This is a genomic window from Haloarcula halobia (assembly GCF_029338255.1).
GTDB classification, from domain to species: Archaea; Halobacteriota; Halobacteria; order Halobacteriales; family Haloarculaceae; genus Haloarcula; species Haloarcula halobia.
In genome coordinates, this window is sequence record NZ_CP119787.1 from 3,134,220 (window position 1) to 3,153,675 (window position 19,456).

General features: G+C 68.7%; 19 protein-coding genes and 1 pseudogene. 14 read left to right on the forward strand and 6 right to left on the reverse strand.

The features are described from left to right. Positions 1–3: 3 nt before the first annotated feature. The 3 genes from P1K88_RS16555 to hypF are packed head-to-tail and all read left to right on the forward strand — an operon-like array spanning position 4 to position 3,635. Positions 4–405 (forward strand): hydrogenase maturation nickel metallochaperone HypA/HybF, encoded by a 402-nt coding sequence (locus tag P1K88_RS16555; RefSeq protein ID WP_276411327.1) that lies wholly within the window; start codon positions 4–6, stop codon positions 403–405. Between the two features lie 13 nt (positions 406–418). After that, positions 419–1,258, forward strand: a complete 840-nt coding sequence (hypB, locus tag P1K88_RS16560; RefSeq protein WP_276411328.1) for a hydrogenase nickel incorporation protein HypB — start codon at positions 419–421, stop codon at positions 1,256–1,258. Further along, positions 1,251–3,635, forward strand: a complete 2,385-nt coding sequence (gene hypF, locus P1K88_RS16565) for a carbamoyltransferase HypF (protein WP_276411329.1) — start codon at positions 1,251–1,253, stop codon at positions 3,633–3,635. The genes hypB and hypF overlap by 8 nt, the downstream gene beginning before the upstream one ends. 242 nt (positions 3,636–3,877) lie before the next feature. On the opposite strand, the gene P1K88_RS16570 is transcribed toward hypF, so the two are convergent. Continuing rightward, positions 3,878–4,108, reverse strand: coding sequence for an Lrp/AsnC family transcriptional regulator (locus tag P1K88_RS16570; RefSeq protein ID WP_276411330.1), 231 nt, complete (start codon positions 4,106–4,108; stop codon positions 3,878–3,880). 1 nt (position 4,109) lies between these two features. Continuing rightward, on the reverse strand, positions 4,110–4,796 hold the full coding sequence (locus P1K88_RS16575; protein WP_276411331.1) for a potassium channel family protein: 687 nt from the start codon (positions 4,794–4,796) through the stop codon (positions 4,110–4,112). A gap of 114 nt (positions 4,797–4,910) precedes the next feature. Here P1K88_RS16575 and P1K88_RS16580 point away from each other — a divergent pair, with 114 nt between their 5' ends. Next, the gene (locus tag P1K88_RS16580) at positions 4,911–5,141 is read left to right on the forward strand and encodes an Lrp/AsnC family transcriptional regulator (RefSeq protein ID WP_276411332.1); all 231 of its coding nucleotides are present in this window, start codon (positions 4,911–4,913) and stop codon (positions 5,139–5,141) included. Between the two features lie 46 nt (positions 5,142–5,187). Beyond that, positions 5,188–5,511, forward strand: a complete 324-nt coding sequence (locus tag P1K88_RS16585) for a DUF7991 family protein (protein ID WP_276411333.1) — start codon at positions 5,188–5,190, stop codon at positions 5,509–5,511. Here P1K88_RS16585 and tmk read toward each other — a convergent pair. Further along, a complete protein-coding gene (tmk, locus tag P1K88_RS16590) occupies positions 5,508–6,101 on the reverse strand; it encodes a dTMP kinase (protein ID WP_276411334.1) in 594 nt (197 codons plus the stop codon). The two genes, P1K88_RS16585 and tmk, sit on opposite strands and share 4 nt — an antisense overlap. Before the next feature lie 117 nt (positions 6,102–6,218). Here tmk and P1K88_RS16595 point away from each other — a divergent pair, with 117 nt between their 5' ends. From P1K88_RS16595 to cofG, 7 genes and pseudogenes are all read left to right on the forward strand, one after another. Next, positions 6,219–7,124, forward strand: a complete 906-nt coding sequence (locus P1K88_RS16595; RefSeq protein ID WP_276411335.1) for a complex I NDUFA9 subunit family protein — start codon at positions 6,219–6,221, stop codon at positions 7,122–7,124. Between the two features lie 248 nt (positions 7,125–7,372). Further along, positions 7,373–8,557: a tubulin/FtsZ family protein gene (locus P1K88_RS16600; RefSeq protein WP_276411336.1), complete on the forward strand. Its 1,185-nt coding sequence runs from the start codon at positions 7,373–7,375 to the stop codon at positions 8,555–8,557. Positions 8,558–8,579: 22 nt separating this feature from the next. Beyond that, a complete protein-coding gene (locus P1K88_RS16605; protein ID WP_276411337.1) occupies positions 8,580–9,308 on the forward strand; it encodes a hypothetical protein in 729 nt (242 codons plus the stop codon). Continuing rightward, positions 9,309–9,911, forward strand: a complete 603-nt coding sequence (cofC, locus tag P1K88_RS16610; RefSeq protein ID WP_276411338.1) for a 2-phospho-L-lactate guanylyltransferase — start codon at positions 9,309–9,311, stop codon at positions 9,909–9,911. Between the two features lie 85 nt (positions 9,912–9,996). Further along, a complete protein-coding gene (locus P1K88_RS16615; protein ID WP_276411339.1) occupies positions 9,997–11,565 on the forward strand; it encodes a methyl-accepting chemotaxis protein in 1,569 nt (522 codons plus the stop codon). Further along, positions 11,565–12,278 (forward strand): bacteriorhodopsin, encoded by a 714-nt coding sequence (locus P1K88_RS16620; protein WP_276411340.1) that lies wholly within the window; start codon positions 11,565–11,567, stop codon positions 12,276–12,278. Before P1K88_RS16615 ends, P1K88_RS16620 begins: the two co-directional genes overlap by 1 nt. A 54-nt stretch (positions 12,279–12,332) precedes the next feature. Beyond that, positions 12,333–13,440 (forward strand): annotated as a pseudogene (cofG, locus tag P1K88_RS16625) (7,8-didemethyl-8-hydroxy-5-deazariboflavin synthase subunit CofG). 286 nt (positions 13,441–13,726) lie between these two features. Here the strand turns inward: cofG and cofH are convergent. Further along, positions 13,727–15,079, reverse strand: a complete 1,353-nt coding sequence (gene cofH / locus P1K88_RS16630; RefSeq protein WP_276411341.1) for a 7,8-didemethyl-8-hydroxy-5-deazariboflavin synthase subunit CofH — start codon at positions 15,077–15,079, stop codon at positions 13,727–13,729. 95 nt (positions 15,080–15,174) lie between these two features. Between cofH and P1K88_RS16635 the strand changes: the two genes are divergently transcribed. Further along, positions 15,175–16,209 carry a phosphoribosylaminoimidazolesuccinocarboxamide synthase gene (locus tag P1K88_RS16635; RefSeq protein ID WP_276411342.1) on the forward strand — a complete coding sequence of 345 codons (1,035 nt, stop codon included), beginning with the start codon at positions 15,175–15,177 and terminating at the stop codon, positions 16,207–16,209. A 10-nt stretch (positions 16,210–16,219) separates the two neighbouring features. On the opposite strand, the gene P1K88_RS16640 is transcribed toward P1K88_RS16635, so the two are convergent. Then, positions 16,220–17,323, reverse strand: coding sequence for a helix-turn-helix transcriptional regulator (locus tag P1K88_RS16640; RefSeq protein WP_276411343.1), 1,104 nt, complete (start codon positions 17,321–17,323; stop codon positions 16,220–16,222). A gap of 153 nt (positions 17,324–17,476) precedes the next feature. Here P1K88_RS16640 and P1K88_RS16645 point away from each other — a divergent pair, with 153 nt between their 5' ends. Next, positions 17,477–18,718, forward strand: coding sequence for a DUF7094 domain-containing protein (locus P1K88_RS16645; RefSeq protein ID WP_276411344.1), 1,242 nt, complete (start codon positions 17,477–17,479; stop codon positions 18,716–18,718). A gap of 7 nt (positions 18,719–18,725) precedes the next feature. Here the strand turns inward: P1K88_RS16645 and P1K88_RS16650 are convergent, their stop codons facing one another. After that, the gene (locus P1K88_RS16650; RefSeq protein WP_276411345.1) at positions 18,726–19,346 is read right to left on the reverse strand and encodes a methyltransferase domain-containing protein; all 621 of its coding nucleotides are present in this window, start codon (positions 19,344–19,346) and stop codon (positions 18,726–18,728) included. Between the last annotated feature and the right edge of the window lie 110 nt (positions 19,347–19,456).

Sequence of the window (19,456 nt, forward strand, 5' to 3'; positions counted from 1 at the left end):
ACCATGCACGAACTCGCCATCGCGGACCGGCTGCTCGACCGCGCCGTATCGGCCGCTCGCGACGCCGGCGCGGAGCGGGTCGACGGACTGACAGTCGAACTCGGTACCGCGACGCACCTCGTCCCCGAACAGGTGGCGTTCTGCCTCGACGCGGTCGCCGAGGACACCCCCGCGGAGGGTGCCACAGTCACCTTCGAGCGCGTGTCGGCCCGTGGCGAGTGTTCGTGCGGGTGGCACGGCGAGCTGGAGACGCTCGCCGAGACGGTCGCCGGGGTCCCGGACAGGCGCTGTCCGGACTGCGGAGCCGAGGTCGAACTCACCGCCGGGCGCGAGTGCCGGCTGAAGACCGTCGAGATTCCCGAGGCACCGACCACTCGAAAGACCGACCAGACGGACCAGACGTGAGCGAACGTCCACGATGACCTACCACGCAACCCACGACGTCGACCGACTCCTCGCATCGCTCGCTCGAACGATAACGCGCCTGCAACCCCGCCAGCCGCTCCCTCCAGACCGCCGCCGTGGGCCACTCCGGACGCACCGCTTCGGGCACGAGAGCGACCCCGAGGCAGGTGGTAGCGGTGACACCGCCGAGGCCGACGTCCTCGCTGCGGTCCGCGAGACGGCCGGCGACGTCCACGAGCGACTCGGGCACGACCACGACGTCTTCGCCGTCGAGCTGCTCGGCGCGACCGGCGCCGGGAAGACGGCCCTGCTCGAGTCGTTGCTGGGGGACGAGGGGCCGACGCCGTTCGCCGGCGAACGCGTCGGGGTCGTCACCGGCGACGTGGCCGGCACCGACGACGCCGACCGCCTGCGGGCCCTCGACGTCCCCGTGGTGAACGTGACGACCGGGCGGGACTGTCACCTCGACCCGGAGCGCGTCGACAGCGCACTGGACGACTTCGACCTCGACCGTCTCGACGTGCTGGTCGTCGAGAACGTCGGCAACATGGTCTGCCCGGCCGACTTCCCGCTCGGGACCGACGTCCGCGCCGTCGTCGTCAGCCCCACCGAGGGGGACGACGTCGTCCGGAAACATCCGCTGTTGTTCCAGGTCTGTGACGTCGCGGTCCTCAACAAGGGAGACGTCGCCGCCGCCGTCGGGGCCGACGTACAGCGGATGGCCGACGACGTCGACCACGTCGCTCCCGAGACCCCGGTCGTCCGGACCAGCGCCGAGACGGGCGCGGGCATCGACGAACTGTCGGCGTGGCTCGTCGACCGACGCCGCGAGCGAGTCCACTCCCATGGCTGAACGCGCCGACCGTCGGGCGGACGCGGCCGAACCGGATCGCGACGAAGGTCCCGCGAGCGAGGGCGAGTCCGACGGCGCCCGTGACGCCGACGCCGGTCCCAGCGCCGTCGCGGTGGGGGTGACCGGGACGGTCCAGGGCGTCGGCTTTCGCCCGTTCGTCGCCCGGACGGCCGGGGAACACGGGGTGGCCGGCAGGGTGAAAAATGCCGACGACGGGGTCCGGATCGTCTTCGAGGGAGCGCCCGGAGCGGTCGAGGAAGCCGTCGAGACGGTCCGGACGGACCCACCGCCGCTCGCGACCGTCGACGACGTGACGGTCGCCGACTGTGACCCGGCCGGCCACGAGCAGTTCGAGATCGTCCCGTCGACGGCCGCCGGAGAGCGGGCGACGCTCGTCCCGCCGGACACCGGGATCTGTGCCGACTGCCGGGCGGACATCCGCGCCCCGGACTCCCGGTACCACGGTTACTGGGCGACAGCCTGCGTGAACTGTGGCCCGCGCTTTGCCATCACCGAGGGTCTGCCGTACGACCGCAAGCGGACCGCGATGAGTGACTTTCGACGCTGCCCGGACTGCCAGGCCGCCTACGAGTCCCCGACCGACAGGCGGTTCCACGCACAGACCGTCGCCTGTCCGGCGTGTGGACCGACGCTGACGCTGGTCGACGGCGACGGAACCGACCTGACTGCCGGGACGGCGGCGCTGTCACACCTCGCCGACCGCCTCGCGGAGGGCGAAGTTGCCGGACTCAAAGGCGCCGGCGGGTGCCACCTGTGCTGTCGCGCGACCGACGCCGACGCCGTCGGGTGTCTCCGCGAGCGGACCGGCCGCGACGAAAAGCCCTTCGCCGTCATGGCCCCGTCCGTGGAACGCGTCGAGGCGTTCGCCCGGGTCGACGCTGCCGAGCGCGAGTCCCTCACCGACGCGCGTCGCCCCATCGTCGTGCTGGACCGACGGACGCCGGCCGGCGACGACGCCCGCTGGCTAGAGGCCGTCGCCCCGGGACTGCACACCGTCGGCGTGATGCTGCCCTACAGCGGCGTCCACCACCTCCTGTTCGACCGGGTGACCGACCCGCTCGTGATGACGAGCGCCAACCGCCCTGGCGAGCCGATGTGTACCACCCGGACGGAGCTGCTCGACCTGTCGGCGGTCGACTGTGTGCTCGTCCACGACCGGGACGTGACCAACCGCTGTGACGACAGCGTCGTCCGCCACGTCGACGGCGACCGGCGCTTTCTCCGGCGCTCCCGTGGCTGGGTTCCCGACCCCCTTCCCCGACCCGTCGTCCCCGACCTGGAGGTGCTGGGCGCCGGCGGTCGGTCCGACGTCACCGTGGCCCTGACCGACGGCGACCGCGTGGTGCCCAGCCAGCACGTGGGGACGGTCACCGACCCGGCGACGGCACGCTTTCACCGCCGGGCGGCCGCGCACCTTTCGACGCTGCTCGACGTGGACCCCGACGTCGTCGCCCACGACCTGCACCCGGAGTTCCGGACGAGGGCGGTCGCTGAAACGGTCGACGCCCGGTCCGTCGGGGTGTGGCACCACCACGCGCACGCCGCCGCGTTGCTCGCCGAACACGACCGGTCCCGGGCGGTGGTAATCGCCGCGGACGGGACCGGATACGGCCCGGACGGTGTCGTCCGCGGCGGGGAGGTACTAGACAGTCGGCTCGCCCGGAGCGACCGGGTCGGCGGCCTCTCGGAGTTCCGACTCCCCGGCGGCGAGCGGGCGGTGCGCGAGCCGGCGCGGGTCCTCGCCGATCTCCTCGACGACGAGCGCCGCGTCACGGACCTGCTCGTCGAGCACGGTATCGTCGACGACCGGACGGCCGCGGCCACCATCCACCGGCAGGCGGCTCGCAAGCTGAACAGCCCGGTGACGACCAGTGCCGGGCGGTTCCTCGACGCGACCAGCGCGCTACTTGGGCTCTGTACGGAGCGGTCGTACCGCGGACAGCCGGCGCGCAGGCTGGAAGCGGTCGCCGCCCGCGGCGACCCGCACGACGTCGACCCACCCGTCGACCGGACCGGTGTGGCACCCACCGTCCGGGCTGACCGCGCACTCGAGCATCTCGCGGCCCTGTCGGACCGACACGCGCCCGCCGACGTCGCCGCCACCGCACAGCGGCTTCTCGCCGACGGCCTCGCGGAGATTGCCGTGGACGCCGCGCAGCGCCGAGGGCTGCAAGCGGTGGGGTTCACCGGTGGCGTCGCGTACAACCCGGCCATCTCGGCCCGCATCCGGGAGGCCGTCACCGACGCTGGGCTGGCGTTCCTGGGCCACGCGGCGGTACCGCCCGGCGACGGCGGCCTCTCGTACGGACAGGCGGTGGCGGTCAGTGCTCGCGCCGAGCGGGGGGACCTCGAATAGTCGACGGACCACACCGGGGGCGACGAGGCCACCGACGACAGGACCAGACTCGGGGGACGGCCCCCGCTCCGTAGCACGGCTTCCGACGACGACCGGCCAGCGGGAGTGACAACCGGACCATCGAGAGACGGTCCGGCGAGCGAAGCGAGCCAGTGGCCCGCAGTGCGAGGAACCGGGCGCCAGGGCTCTAGATATCTGCGAACGGGGGTCCCGGCGGACTCCCCGACGGGAACACGTAGTCGCTAGTCCATCGCGATGTAGGTCTGCGTGTTCTCGACGCCCTGGATGTCCTGGATGTGGGTGGCAGCCACGTCCTTGACCGCGGCGGGCGTGTCGACCGACACCTTCGCGATGAGGTCGACGTCGCCGGCGACGATGTGGGCCTCGCCGACCCCGTCGATGGCTTCGATTTCGTCCCGCAGGCGGTCCGCGTCTCCAGTGTGGGCTTTGACCATGACGTACGCAGTGACCATCTCAGGCACCTCCGAGTGCGGTCGCCGTTTCGGAGTCGCCGACGACGATGCTCCGGACGTCCGCGAGGTTGTTGAAGTCCGCGAGTACGACGACCTTGTCGCCGGCCTCGAGCGTCTCGTCGGCGTTCGGCAGGCCGAGCGGCGAGTCGTCCTTCGCGTGGGCCATCAGCTGCGAATCCGCCGGGAGTTCCAGTTCCGACAGCGAGTACCCCTCCATCGGTGAGCCCTTCGAGATGGTGAACTCGACGAGCTGGAGGTTCTGTGCGATGTCGGCGACGGCGCGGATGTTGCCGCCCAGCAGCGCGTTCTTGGCGGCGATGGCGCCCAGCCGTTCGGGGTAGATGACCTCGTCGACCTCCGAGGCGTAGCGGCGGTAGATCTCCTCGCGGTAGTCCTCGTCGATGCGCATGACCGTCCGGCAGCCGTGTTCCTTGGCCACCATACAGGCGACGAAGTTGGTGTTGAGGTCGCCGGTGAGCGCGCCCAGCGCCTCGGCGTCGTCCAGATCGGCCTGCGCGATGGTGTCTTCCATCCCGGCGTCGCCGGCGACGACCTCGAAGCCGGCGTCCCGGGCGCGCTCGATGGTCGTCTCGTTTACCTCCACGAGGACGACCTCGTGTCCACTCTCATTGAGGACGCGCGCGGTCCGGAGGCCGACGCGACCTGCACCCACGATAACGAATCTCATGTGGGGCCGTACGAGACGGGGGTGAATAAAAGTACCCCGGAGAATCGACGGACTGGCACGGGACGGACCGCCCCGCGGGAAACCTTTTGGTGGGCTGGTACGTCATAGCATAGTATGGTAAACGCCTTCATCATGATCAAGACCGTCGCCGGGAAGTCCGAGGAGCTGCTGAACGCCGTCAAAGAGTCCGACGGCATCGGCGAGGCCCACATCGTCGCCGGGCAGTACGACATCATCGCGGAGGCGTCGGGAACGGAGGTGTACGACGTCATGCACTCGGTGTCCTCCCAGATACGGAACCTCGAAGGCGTCGCGGACACGCGGACCTACATCTGTCTGGAGTGAGGCGTCACTCCGATACCGAAAAGAGGACTGACCCCGTAGCGGGAGCATGGTCAGCGTCCTCGGTATCGTCGGACTGCTCGTCATCGTCCTGCTCAACAGCGCGATGACGGCGCTGATGACGCGGTTCTTCCGCGTCAGACTGAAGACGCGATGGGGCAGCCTCCTCTATTCGCTCTTGCTCTGTCCGGTCGCCATGTTCGTCGTCCTGCTCGTGTTGAGCGGTCCGCTCCCGCTTGGTGACGGCCTGAACCTCGGACCCGGGTCGACGCTGTTTCTCACCATCGCCGTCCCGCTGGCGGTCGGGATGACCTTCGACTACGTCTGGATGCCCGCGCCCGACGAGGTGGAGCTGCCGGCCTCGCTGAACTAGCAGCGGGCGAGAATCGCCTCGCGGACCCGTTCGTACACGGCGTCCGGTGACCGGGTGGCGTCGACGCGGACGAACCGCTCGGAGTCGGCCGCGAGGAGTCGTTCGTAGTTCTCTCGCACGTCCGCGAGGTAGTCGGCCGCCTCGAACTTGTTGGTCGCGCCGCTGCGCCGGGCGGCCGTCCCGGGGTCGACGTCGAGGTAGACGGTGAGGTCAGGCGGCCGCGTCCAGGGTTCGTGGACCCGCCGGACGTACGCCAGAGCGTCCTCGAACGCGTCGGCGTCCGAAAGCGTCGCGCCCTGATAAGCGTACCGCGAGTCCGAGTAGCGGTCGGAGACGACGAGTCGCCCGTCCGCCAGCGCCGGTTCGACGGTCTCTGCGAGGTGGGCGGCGTGGTCTGCGGTGTAGAGGAACAGCTCCGCCAGCGAGTCGGCACCGTCGTCGTCGATAGAGCGCTGGACGCAGTCGCCGTACCAGGTGTCCGTGGGTTCCCGGGTGAAGACGGCGTCGGCCGGCAGGGCGTCGTCGGTCGCGAGACGGTCCCAGACCGTCGACTTCCCGCTGCCGTCGAGGCCTTCGAGCGTGACGAGCATATCCGGGTGTCGGCCCGCGGGTACGTAAGCACCCCGACGTCGTCCGGCGTGCTATCGGGTCACGGACCATACCAGTTGCGCCGTACCTTTACAGTATAGCCGGTCGATGTGTCAGGTATGAACGTACTCGTAGTCGGTGGGACGGGCTTCATCGGACAGTACCTGTGTCGAGAGCTTGACGAACGAGGGCACGACGTCACGGCGCTCTCGCGGGACCCGCACGACGCCGACCTCCCGACGGGCGTCACGCGAAAGACGGGTGACGTGACCGACTACGAGAGCATCGAGGGGACCTTCGAGGACAAGGACGCGGCCGTCTTCCTTCCCGCGCTGACGCCGCTGTTCAAACCGGAGGGCGGCAACGAGATGCACGAGCGGGTCCACCTCGAGGGCACGAAACACTGCGTGCAGGCCGCCGAAGCACACGGTGTCGACCGGTACCTCCAGATGAGCGCGCTGGGCGCGGCCCCGCACGCGGCGACGCACTACCTCCGCGCGAAGGGGAAAGCCGAGGAGGTGGTCCGGGACTCGGACCTCGAGTGGGTGATCTTCCAGCCCTCCATCGTCTTCGGCGAGGGCGACGAGTTCGTCTACTTCACCAAACGCCTGAAACAGATATTCGCGCCCGGCGTCCCGCTCTACCCGCTGCCCGGGGGCGGCAAGAAGGCCACCTTCCAGCTCATCTGGGTCGAGGACCTCGTCCCGATGCTGGCCGACGCCCTGGCGGGCGACGAGCACGTCGGCGAGACCTACGAGGTCGGCGGCCCGGAGGTGCTGACCCTGCGCGAGGCCACGGAGCTGGTCTTCGACGCCGAGGGGAAACCCGTCACCATCGTCCCGCTCCCGATGCCGCTCGCGAAGATCGGGCTGCCGGTGCTCGGCGCGCTCGGGTTCCCGATGGGGAGCGACCAGTACGAGGGGCTCGATTTCGTCAACGCCCCGGCGACCAACGACGTGGACGCCTTCGACGTCGACCCCGCCGAGATGAAGACGTTCGGGTCGTACCTCGGCGTCGAGGGGTGACTCCACCCGCCCGGCCGTTTCCAATCGGCGCGATCGAAATTAACCGGCATTGAGAACTCGCGGGGAGTTTATTCGCGTCAGTTGGAACAGATTACCGGGTTCGACGGCCGATACACGGGATATCGCGTTGAAGAACGATCTCCCCTGCCGTTTATTCGTATTGCCGAATTGGGGTCTCACGAATGAGATTTGGGCATAAAGCTTATCCGTACCATCCGCATTGCCCTTTTTAACCGGAGAACAAAAGTATGAAACTCGCGATGATCGGCTTCGGGCAGGCCGGCGGCAAGATCGTGGACAAGTTCCTCGAGTACGACGAGAAGACGAACTCGGGAATCGTCCGCGCGGCTGTCGCGGTAAACACAGCGAAGGCCGACCTGCTCGGTCTGAACCAGGTACCGGAAGAGAACCGCGTGCTCATCGGGCAGGCACGCGTGAAAGGCCACGGCGTCGGTGCCGACAACGAGCTCGGCGCGGAGATCGCCGAGGAGGACGTCGACGAGATCCAGGGCGCCATCGACAACATCCCCGTCCACGAGGTGGACGCGTTCCTCATCGTCGCCGGGCTGGGGGGCGGGACCGGGTCCGGCGGCTCGCCGGTCGTCGCGAAGCACCTCAAACGGATCTACACCGAACCCGTCTACGGTCTCGGTGTGCTGCCGGGCAGCGACGAGGGTGGCATCTACACCCTGAACGCCGCACGCTCGTTCCAGACGTTCGTCCGCGAGGTGGACAACCTGATGGTGTTCGACAACGACGCCTGGCGACAGACCGGCGAGTCCGTCGAGGGCGGCTACGACCACATCAACGAGGAGATCGTCCGTCGCTTCGGCGTCCTCTTCGGTGCGGGCGAGGTGGAGGCCGGCGACAACGTCGCCGAGAGCGTCGTCGACTCCTCGGAGATCATCAACACGCTCGACGGCGGCGGCGTCTCGACGGTCGGGTACGCCTCGGAGGACGTCGAGATATCCTCGAACGGCGGGGGCCTCCTCTCGCGGTTCAAGGGCGGCGACGACAGCACCGACGACGGCATGGACACTGCCAACACGACCAACCGGATCACGTCGCTGGTTCGCAAGGCCGCCCTCGGTCGCCTCACGCTGCCGTGTGAGATAGAGGGCGCAGAGCGTGCGCTGCTAGTGATGGCCGGCCCGCCCGAGCACCTGAACCGTAAGGGCATCGAGCGCGGGCGCAAGTGGCTCGAGGAGCAGACCGGGTCCATGGAGGTCCGGGGCGGGGACTACCCGACGAACTCCCCGAAAGTCGCGGCCTCGATACTGCTGGCCGGCGTCCACAACGTGCCACGGATCAAGGAGCTCCAGCAGGTCGCCATCGAAGCCCAGGACAACATCGACGACATCAGGCGCCAAAGCGAAGATAACTTAGAGGAGTTAGTCGAAGACGACGAAGATGAACTCGATCCGCTGTTCTAAGGGAACAATCGCTCTGCTTTGTGTGGTCGGCCTGCTCGCGTTCGCGGGGACGGCCACCGCGTTTTCCGTCGCTGCAGACGGCGTTCCGTCCGAAGTGGCAGTTGATGAGGAGGTAACGGTCACGTACACCATCGACGACCCGTTCACCGACGCGCCCAACCAGTGGACGCTCCGGGGAACGACTGAACTGGAGAGTGTCAGCTGGCAGGTGTCGGTGTTCCGTGCCGGGAACCAGATAAGCGAGGACACCTACGGGAGCCAGAACATCTCCCAGGACCTGGATATCGACGACAACGGTGACGAGGTCCAAATCGAACTGTCGGGGACCGTCCCGAGCGTCGAGAACTACACGTACGCGCCGGAAGAACGGTTCACGGTCGCGACGCTCTCGCGCCAGACCGGCAACAACACCGAGGAGTTCCAGAACGACACGGCCCACCACTTCACCGAGGACAGCAAGGAGGCCCGTGAGGCCATCGACGCCGCCCAGGCGAGCATCGAGGCGGCCGGCGGCAACGAGGAGGCCGAGAGCCTCGTCGACAGCGCCGTCTCCTCCTACGAGAACGGGAACTTCCAGAACGCCATCGACCTGGCAGATCAGGCCCGGGACACCGCCGAGAGCGCCCAGCAAAGCCAGCAGACGACCCGGACGCTGCTCATCGTCGGCGGCGCGCTCGTCGTCCTCCTCCTGCTCGCCGGCGGGGGCTATTACCTGTACTCCCAGCAGGGAGACGACTACAGCAAGCTGTAGATGCGCGTCGTCGTCCCCGTCTCGGGGTCGAATCCCAAGACTCGCCTCGCACCCGTGCTCGACGCCGACGAGCGACTGGCCTTCACCGAAGCGATGCTCACAGACGTTCTCGCGGCGCTCGACGGGGCTGGACACGACCCGGCGGTGGTGACGACGGCGCCGATAGATTGCCCGGCGCCCACGACCGTCGACGACCGGGGGCTCGACGCCCTGGTCAACGACTGCCTCTCGCGGGGCGACCTCGCCGTCGTCATGGCCGACCTGCCGCTGGCGACGCCCGAGGCGATAGCCCGCCTGTTCGCGCCCGACGCGGACGTCGTGCTGGCGCCGGGCCTTGGCGGCGGGACCAACGCCTTCGTCAGCCGCCATCCCGACTTCCGCGTGGACTACCACGGCGCCTCGATACGGGACCACAGACGCATCGCCCGCGACGTCGGCGCGACCCTCGCGGAGGTCGACTCCCGGCGCCTGGCCACCGACGTCGACGAACCGGCGGACCTCGCGGAGGTCCTGCTCCACGGCGAGGGGGCCGCCGCGGACTGGCTCCGGGACGCCGGCTTCTCGGTCGGGGTCACCGACGGCCGTGCCGTCGCCGAGCGGTAGGTCCACCGTGCGGACAGCGCCCGCCAATTTTTGTGAGTGATAACTGTGTGAAAGTGTTTATGCTGATTTCGGCCAACGTCCAAATATGGTACTGTCCGTCATCAAGCAACGGTACGGCGCCAAGCTCGGGCTTGGTTACGTCGCGGCGGCGGCGCTGCTGGTCGCCGTCGGCGTCCTGACACAGGACGTCGCCTCGACCATCGTCGCGGGCATCGCCGGTCTGCTGACGCTCGGGTCGATAAACGCGGCCGAGACCGTCGCGAGCGTCACCGAGCTGTCGGCACAGACGAGACAGGTTGCCGACGGCCACTTAGACACCCAGATACGCTCCACCCGGACAGACGAGTTCGGGGACCTCGCCGGGTCGATAGAGGAGATGCGGGTCTCGCTGCGGGACCGCCTCGAGGAGATGGAGACCGCCCGCGCCGAGCTGGAGACCGCCCGCGAGAACGCCGACCAGGCGCGCGACGAGGCGGAGGCGGCCGAGCGCGAAGCGCGCGAGATGGCCGAGGCCTACCGCGACATCGCCACGGACTACGGGGCGGTGATGGAGCGGGCGGCCGACGGGGACCTCACGCAGCGAGTCGACGTGACCACCGAGTACGACGCGATGGAGACCATCGGTCGGTCGTTCAACCAGATGATGGACGACCTCCAGGGGACCATCGAGACGGTGACGGACGTCACCGACCGCATCGCCACGGAGACCGAGGAGATGACCGACATGAGCCGGCGGATAGAGCAAGGGGTAGCGGAGGCCGTCGACACGGCGGTGGGCATCCAGGAGCGTGCGACCCACCAGCAGCACGAGCTGGAGACGGCCGCCGCCGACGTCCAGGACGTGAGCGCCTCGGCGGAGGAGATAGCGGCCACCGTCGACGACCTGGCCGCCCGCAGTACCGAGGTCGAGGAGGCAAGCGTCGACGCCAAGTCGGCCTCCGAGACGGCACTCTCCGAGATGGAGAGCATCGAGGGTGACGTCGAGAGCGCGGTCGCACAGGTCGAGACGCTCCGCGAGCGCATGACCGAGATCACCGACATCGCGGACATCATCTCCGACATCGCCGAGCAGACGAACATGCTCGCGCTGAACGCCTCCATCGAGGCGGCCCGCGCCGGCGGCGACGGGGGCGGCGCCGACGGCGACGGCTTCAGCGTCGTCGCCGACGAGGTCAAGTCCCTCGCCGAGGAGACCCAGGACCGCGCCGACGAGATCGCGACGCTCATCGAGGAGGTCTCTACCCAGACGGAGGAGGTGACAGACTCCATCCAGCAGACCGAGAGCAGAGTCGAGACAGGGACCGAGACGGTCGAGTCCACGCTCGAGGAGATCGCCACCATCGCGGGGGCCGTCGACGACATCTCGGCCTCCATCGAGGAGATACGCGACACGACAGCCGACCAGGCCGACACCGTGCAGACGACCGCCGAGTCCATCGGTGACGTCACCGACGCCAGCGCGGAGACGGCGACGACCGCCGAGGAGATGTCGACCCAGATTCGCCAGCAACAGGACGTGGTCGAGTCCATCTCGGAGTCGCTGACCGCGTTCCGCGAGCGTGCCGTCGACAGTCTGGAGTCGCAGGTCCAGGTCTTCACCGTCGACGGCGCGGCCGGCCGCGAACACGCCGTGGCCACGGGGGGTGACGACTGATGGACGCCGTCACCGCCGCCTACTGGATGACCGGCGCGGGGTTCCTGGTGGGCGTCGCCATCGTCTGGTGGCTGTACGCCTCGCTCGAGGGGGCCGAGGAGCGGTCGGTCCTCGCGGCACTCGCCATCATCCCCGGGTTCGCCGGCGTCTCGTACGCCCTGATGGCGCTGGGGGTCGGCACAGTGTCGGTCGGCGGGACCACCCTGGTCGGCTTCCGGTACGTCGACTGGCTCGTGACGACGCCACTGCTGGTCGGGTTCGTCGGCTACGTCGCCGGCGCGTCCCGTCGGGCCATCCTCGGCGTGATGGCCGCCGATGCGCTGATGATACTGGCAGGCGTCGGCGCGACGGCGACCGAGGGGAGGCTGAAGTGGGCGCTGTTTGCCGTCTCCGCGGCGTTCCACCTCTCGCTGTTTGCCTACCTCTACCTGGTCTTCCCGAGGGCCGTCCCGGACGACCCGGAGCGCCTGGGGCTGTTCAGCCTCCTGAAGAACCACATCGGCCTGCTGTGGCTGGCGTACCCCCTGGTGTGGTTGGCCGGGCCGGCCGGCCTCGGAATCGGTACCTTCGTCGGGACCAGCCTCACCTACGCGTTCCTCGACCTGCTGGCGAAGGTCCCCTACGTCTACTTCTTCTACGCCCGGCGACAGGTCTTCATCGAGGGCGTCGTCGACAAGACGACCGGACGGACGGGGCCCACGACGGCGGACTGACGCGGCCGGGGAACAACCCCGCCGTTTTTGCGCCCGGAGCGCAGAGAAGGTGACGTGATACCGGGCGCCGCCGACCACGACGTGGACGTCTCGATAGCGGACGCGGCCGTCGAGCGCCTGCTATCGGTCACGCCTGCCGACGTGGACCCGGCAACCGAGCTCAGTTACTGTCGGAACGTGTTCGTCCCGCTGACGACCGCCTGCCGGTACACCTGCACCTACTGTACGTACTACGACCCGCCGGGCCAGGCCGACCTCCTCTCGCCAGCGGAGATACGCGACATCTGTCACCGCGGGGCCGACGCCGGCTGTACGGAGGCGCTCTTTACCTTTGGCGACGACCCCGACGACCGCTACACCGAGATATACGACCAGCTGGGAAGAGCTGGGCCACGAGAGCGTCCACGAGTACCTGCGGGAAGCCTGCAAGATCGCCCTCGAGGAGGGACTGCTCCCCCACGCGAACCCCGGCGACCAGACCCGCGAGCAGATGGCGACCGTCGCCGACCTGAACGCCTCGATGGGCGTGATGCTGGAGACGACAGCCGAGGTACAGGCCCACGGCGGCCCCCGGTCGAAGTCGCCGGGTCAGCGCCTCGCCACGCTCCGGACGGCGGGGGAACTGGGCGTGCCCTTTACCACTGGGATTCTCGTCGGCATCGGCGAGGACTGGCGGGCCCGCGCCGAGAGCATCCTGGCCATCGCCGAGCTCCACGACCGGTACGGCCACATCCAGGAGGTCATCGTCCAGCCGGTCGTCGAGAACGAGCGCTGGCGTGACGGGTCGCCGGACCTGGCGACGATGCGACGCGTCACCGCGATGGCGCGGGCGGGTCTGCCCGACGAGGTGGCCGTCCAGGTCCCGCCGAACCTGGCGCCGGCCCGGGACCTCACTGACTGCGGCGTCGACGACCTGGGCGGTGTCTCGCCGGTCACCGTCGACCACATCAACCCCGAGTACGAGTGGCCGGCGCTGCGCGAACTGGAGGCCGTCGCCGAGGCGGCCGGGGTCCCGCTCACCGAACGCCTGCCCGTCTACGAGCGGTTCGTCGAGTCGGGGTGGCTCTCGTCGCGGGTCGAGGCCGCTATCGACGCCGACACCGCGGCCGGCGAGCGGTTCCGCGCGGTGCTCGCCGGAGAGCAGTCGCCGGCCGACCCCTGAACCGTGGCGAGATGGGTCGAGGCGGGCCGGGATGAGACGAGAGGAGACACGAGCGCCGCGTCCGAAACGATGCCCACGGGCCCAGAGGCGACGTGCGCTCGTGTCAGGTATCGATCAAACCTAGTCGACTAGGCCAGACATATATACCGGTCCCACACTCTGTTTTCAGTGGCCCGGGTCTGCCTCTGACAATTTCCCGGGTTTCAAACCGTTTCCCGTACAGAGTGACAACAGATAGAGAGGTTCGCGTCTCCCGTCCGGGAGGGTGCCCCGTCGAGCTGTGGGCTCACTCGAGCAGCGGCGTCCCGTCCGCCTCCGGCCCCAGTCGCGGGCCGACCACGTCGGCGTCCGGGTCGACGACCCGGCGCTCGGTGTAGTCGGTCGACCGTTCGACCGGCGTCCGACCGATGGCCCGGATCATGTCGGCGTACTCCCGGACCGAGCGGAACTCGCCGTAGTCGCCGCCGGCCCGCTTTGTTATCTCCTCCGAGAGGATGGTCCCCATGAAGTCGTCGGCCCCGCAGGTGAGCATCTTCAGCCCCTGTGTGTCGCCGTATTTCACCCAGGAGGACTGAATGTGGTCGACGTTGTCCAGGAAGAGCCGCGAGACGGCGATCATCAGCTCGTCCTCGGCGGTGCTGGCGCCGCCCTCGACCATGCCACGCTCGTACAGCGGCGTCGCCTCGTGGACGAAGGACAGGGGAACGAACTCCGTGATGGCACCGGTCCGGTCCTGCAGGTCGCGGACCCGTTCGAGGTGCATGACCCGGTGCATCTCGTTCTCGACGTGGCCGTACATGATGGTCGCCGTGGTGCCCAGGCCGACGCTCGCGGCGGCCTCCATCGCCTCGAGCCACTCCGCAGTGCCGATCTTCCCCGGGCAGATGACCTCGCGGACCTCGTCGACGAGGATCTCGGCGGCCGTCCCCGGCACGCTGTCAAGTCCCGCGGCCTGCAACCGCCGGAACACCTCCTCGTAGGACCAGTCGGTCCCGCGCCGGGCGTGATACGCCTCCTCGGGCGTCATCGAGTGGACGTGGACGCCGCCGACGTCCATCGCCCGGATCTGTGCGCAGTAGGTGCCCGGGTCGACGTCGTACTCGCCCGGCGAGCGGTAGTTCAGGTCGCCCCGGTCGCTTCCCTCGAGTATCTCGCGGTGCTCGTCGTCGAGGGCGAGCGCCGGATGCAGGCCCGACACCGAGCAGACCTCGTAGATGCCCCGGTCAACGGCGTCGGCGACGATGTCGCGCGACTCCGCGGGCGTCTTCGTGAACCCGCCGTGAGACCCCTGGTACTCGGTCCGGAACTGCTCGGAGCGGTCCTTGAAGTTGCAGAACAGACAGCCCGTGTTGCAGGCCGTCGTCACGTTGTTGTTGAGGTTCGCGACGAAGGTGACCTCGTCGCCGACCACCTCGGCCCGGCGCCGGTCGGCCGCCTCGAGGACCCGTTCTTTCCGTCGTGGGTCGATCCCCTCGGTGTCGGTGCCGGTCGTGAGCAGTTCCACCCCGTCGGCCACTGAGAGGCGGACGCCGTCGCGAGCCTTCGCCAGCGCGTTCTCGAAGGACTGGTCGGTCACCGGTCGGTGCCTGAACTCCACGGTGTCGACCGGACGGCGCGGGGACTCGGAGGCGTCGGACATTGTACAACGGAAGGGGAGTAGCGGAGAAAAAGGTTGGTGACTGGCACGGTGTCGAAGTGCAAACCTCTTTGCCACGGCCCGAAAAGGCAGTCCCAATGACGAGCGTCAAGGACTTCCGCGTGGACGAGCCCGCGACGGCCGACGAGCTGGGCCGTGGCTCGTTCGTGTTCACGGACGACTACTCGGTGTTCGACTGGGGGAAGATGCCCGACCAGATACCGGACAAGGGCGCCTCGCTGTGTACGATGGGCGCGTTCAACTTCCAGCTGCTAGCGGAGAACCACGTCCCGACCCACTACGAGGGGGTCCGCGTCGAGGGTCACGACGAGGTGCTGGACCTCGGCGATGCGCTCTCGGTGGGCCAGCCGCCGACGGAGATGGTCATCTCGCTCACGCAGGTCCCCGACCTGCCCTTCGGCGACGGCACCTACGACTACGACGCCTACCACGACGAGGCGGGCGAGAACTTCCTCGTCCCCCTCGAGATCGTCTTCCGCAACCGCGTCCCGGTCGGGTCGTCGCTGCGCTCGCGGACCGACCCGGCCGACCACGGCCTCGACTTCGAGGAGTGGCCCGACGAGCCGGTCGACCTCGAGACGCCGGTCGTCGAGTTCTCCACGAAGTACGAGGAACAGGACCGCTACCTCGACCGCGAGGAAGCCGACCGCATCGCGGGCGCCGCCAGCATCGACCGGCTCGAGGAACTCGCGCTCGCGGTCAACCACATCCTCACCCGCCAGGCCGAGCAGGCCGACCTGGTCCACGAGGACGGGAAGATAGAGTGTCTCTACGACGACGGCCAGATCCGCATCGCCGACGTGGTCGGGACCTTCGACGAGAACCGCTTCTCCTACGACGGCCAGCAGGTCTCGAAGGAGGTCATCCGCCAGTACCACAAGCGCACACAGCCCGAGTGGGTCGCGGCCGTCTCCGAGGCGAAACAGCGAGCGACCGAGGAGGGCATCGCCGACTGGAAGGGCCTCTGTGAGGTCGACCCGGAACCGCTGGACGAGCGGGTCGTCCGGGTCGCCCGCGACCTCTACTGTGCCGGGACGAACGCCTACGTCGGCGGCGACGTGTTCGACGCGCCGTCGCTCGCCGAGGCCGTCGACGCGGCCGCAGAGCTCTAAGCCGGCGGCGTCACTCCTCGAAGTCGCCGATCTCCTCGTCGGGGAACGAGATGAGGTTCTCCCGGCCGATGCGGAGTTTGTCGATTCGGCCGTCCTCGTCCATCGACGAGAGCAGCTGCGAGACCTTCGCGTTCGACCATCCGGTCTCCTTGACGATGCGGGCCTGTTTCATCCGGCCGCCGCTCTGCTCTAACAGGCGTTCGACACGCTCCTCGTCGCTGAGCAGTTCCACGTCGACGTCGGCGTCGTCGGTCGAGTCCGTCGCGTCGGCCACCACGTCGTCGCTCTGCCCGGCCCCGTCGTCGCCGTCAGCGTCGTCCGTCCCTGCGGGCTGTGGGACAGCTCCCTGCCGGGCCATGTAGCCGACGGCCACGACGAGGCCGAGGATGAGCACCGCGGCGCCGCCCAGCCAGAGCGACCCGCCGCCGAACGGGGGGCCGTCGTCGGGCGTCTCGGGTGCGGTGGTCGTGGTGGGGGCCTCGCCTGCGTAGACGATCTGCAGGTAGCCCGGTTCGAACGTCCGGGGGCCCTCGAACCGGAGTTCCCCGCCCTCGACGGCCGTGGGAACGCTGCGGACGCCGTAGTTCGTCGGCGGGGAGATGACGAGTCGCTGTTCCTCGGTCAGGCGGCCCAGCCAGGTGCCGTCGGTGGTGTTGAACGCGTCACCGACGACCAGGCGGTCGCCCTCGACGGTCGCGAAGTTCGTCCAGGTGAACTCGAGGACGATGGTCCCTTTCCCCTCGCTGACGACGTAATCTCGCCGCACGTCGGTGACGTTCATCTGCCGGCCGGTGGCCTCGCTCGCGGCGGTGCTGGCCCGCCGGAACGACTGCTCCCACCCGACGTCCCTCTCGCCCTCGACGTAGGCGGTGGCGAGGTCTTCGAAGGCCCGGGTGTCGTTCTCGTCTTCGAGGGCGTACGTGTCGGTTATCGTCCACCGCGCGTCACCGTTCGCCCGTATCTGGAGGTAGAACGTGGTGTTCTCGGTGACCGACGTCGTGGGCGTCGTCTGTGCGACGGAGCCGTCGCCACCCAGCGTCGCACCGACGACAGGGGTCGCGGCCGGAACGAGGAGGAGGAGAGCGAGGAGGGCGGCCAGTACCCGCGGGGACATTTCACCTCGAGACTGCACGGTCCGGAGCAAAAACCCTTTCCATCCGAGAATAAAACGTCTCCGGACGTTTTGAAACGTCTTGAGCACTCTACGCCGTCTATCCGGGGTCGGGAATGCAGGGATTTTTGTACTGGCGGACTGTACGCCGTGGTGATGCGCCCATCCCCCGCCCTCCTCGTCGCCATCCTCGTGGTGGTGACGGCACCTCCTGCCGCGGTTGCGACGCCCGCGCTCGCCGCCGGGGACGGCGGCACGTACCAGATCACGCCCGTCAACGGGACGACCAACCAGCTGTCGATTCCCGAAAGCGAGGTCCGGACGGCGGCATTTACCTCGCCGGACGTCGAGGTCGGGACGGCCGTCGCGGCCGGGTCCCGGCAGCTCCACCAGGAACACGAGACCCAGGCCTTCGAGGAGCGGTTCATCCGCGCCGACTCCCAGCGGGCCCGTGCGGTGCTCGTCGATGACCGCCTCGACGCCATCGAGGAGCGCCGGCTCGAACTCGAACGCCAGCAGCGCGATGCGCTCGCGGCCGCCAGCGACTCGAGGTCGGTCGCCGAGTTCGTGACGGTGCGCGCACTGGTCGACGCCGAGGCCCGGTCGCTCGCCGACGGCCTGCGGCGAATCGAACGCACCGATCGCAACAACCCCGATTTCTCGCTGGGGCGCGAGCGACGGACCGAGCTCGAGAACACCAAGGGGAACCTCCGGATGCTCACCGGACCGGTGGCCACACAGCTGGGCCGGTCGCTGTCAGGGCAGTCGACGAGCGGTCCCGTCTACTTCGAGACGGCGACGGACGGCTACACGCTCGCGTTCGTGACCGAAAGCGAGTACGTCCGCGAGACCCACCTCGACGACCAGCGGTCCCCCGGGGCCACCGACCAGTTCGCCGAGAGCGAGGGCGACCGCCTGCGTAACGCCGCCGACCGCGCCGAGTCGCTGTACCCGTGGCTCTACGACCGTCAGCTGCCCAGCGTCCAGAGCTTCGGGGGGACGAACATCTACCAGCTGACCGCCGACCACTCCGACGGCCGGTTGACGGCGTACCTCGATGGCGGGTCGACCCAGGTGTTCCGCGAGATACAGTACCGCCAGCTCTCGACGGTCGAACCGACGGCCTCGGAGACGACCGTCGAGGAGTCCGTCCGCCTCACCGTGAACCGGGCCTACGAGACGGGCCCGCTTCGCGTGGTCGTCGCAAGCAACGAGACCGGCGCCCCGATCGAGGGGACCGTCGCGGTGAGTGGCCAGCGCGTCGGTGAGACCGGGGCCGACGGGACCCTGTGGACGGTCGAACCCCGCGGCGCGTACAACGTGACCGTGACTACCGCCGACGGGACCGAACTCGAGGTCGAGCGGACCGAGCTCGACGTGGACTCGTCGGTCCAGTGAGCCGTCGTTACTCGGGGACGTCCGCGACGGTCGTGATGGCGCGTGGACTCCCCGGCCGGGACTGCTGGATGTGGTGCTCGAAGGAGTCGAAGCCGGCGTCGGCGAACATCCGGTCGGCCTCCGCCTCGTCGTAGAAGAGCATGATGGCGTCGGCCATCTTCTGGAAGACCGTCGACCGGGGGTAGTCGGGGCCGACGATGAGCACCCTCCCGCCCGGTTTCGCGACGCGGCGACACTCAACGAGGGCGTCGACGGGGTTGGGCCAGTACTCGATCGAACCCGAGGACCAGACCACGTCGAACGTGTCGTCCGCAAACGGGAGGCGCTCGGCGTCGCCGAGGTGAAAGCGGACGTCGCCGTGCTTGCCGAACTTCTCGTAGGCCTTCGAGAGCTGGTGGGGGCTCTGGTCGAGGCCGTAGACGACGTCGACGTGGCGGAGCAGGCCCTCCGTGGCGAAGCCGGTGCCACACCCCACGTCAAGCACCCGGTCGTCGGAGTCGAGTCCGAGCATGTCGATCGCCTCGTCGCGCATGCGTTCGTCCCAGATGAAGGGGTTTACCTGGTCGTAGACCTTCGAGAGGTACTTGTAGAACAGCCGCGCGCGCGATTTGTTCTCGAGGACACCCATTGGCAGTACTTGGGACGAGACGGTCATAATTCCCCGGATTTCGGACCGCGGGGCTGGCCCGCTGTGGCGGCGCTACGGTGCGCTCGCGGCGCGCAAGTTTCGCAACTACC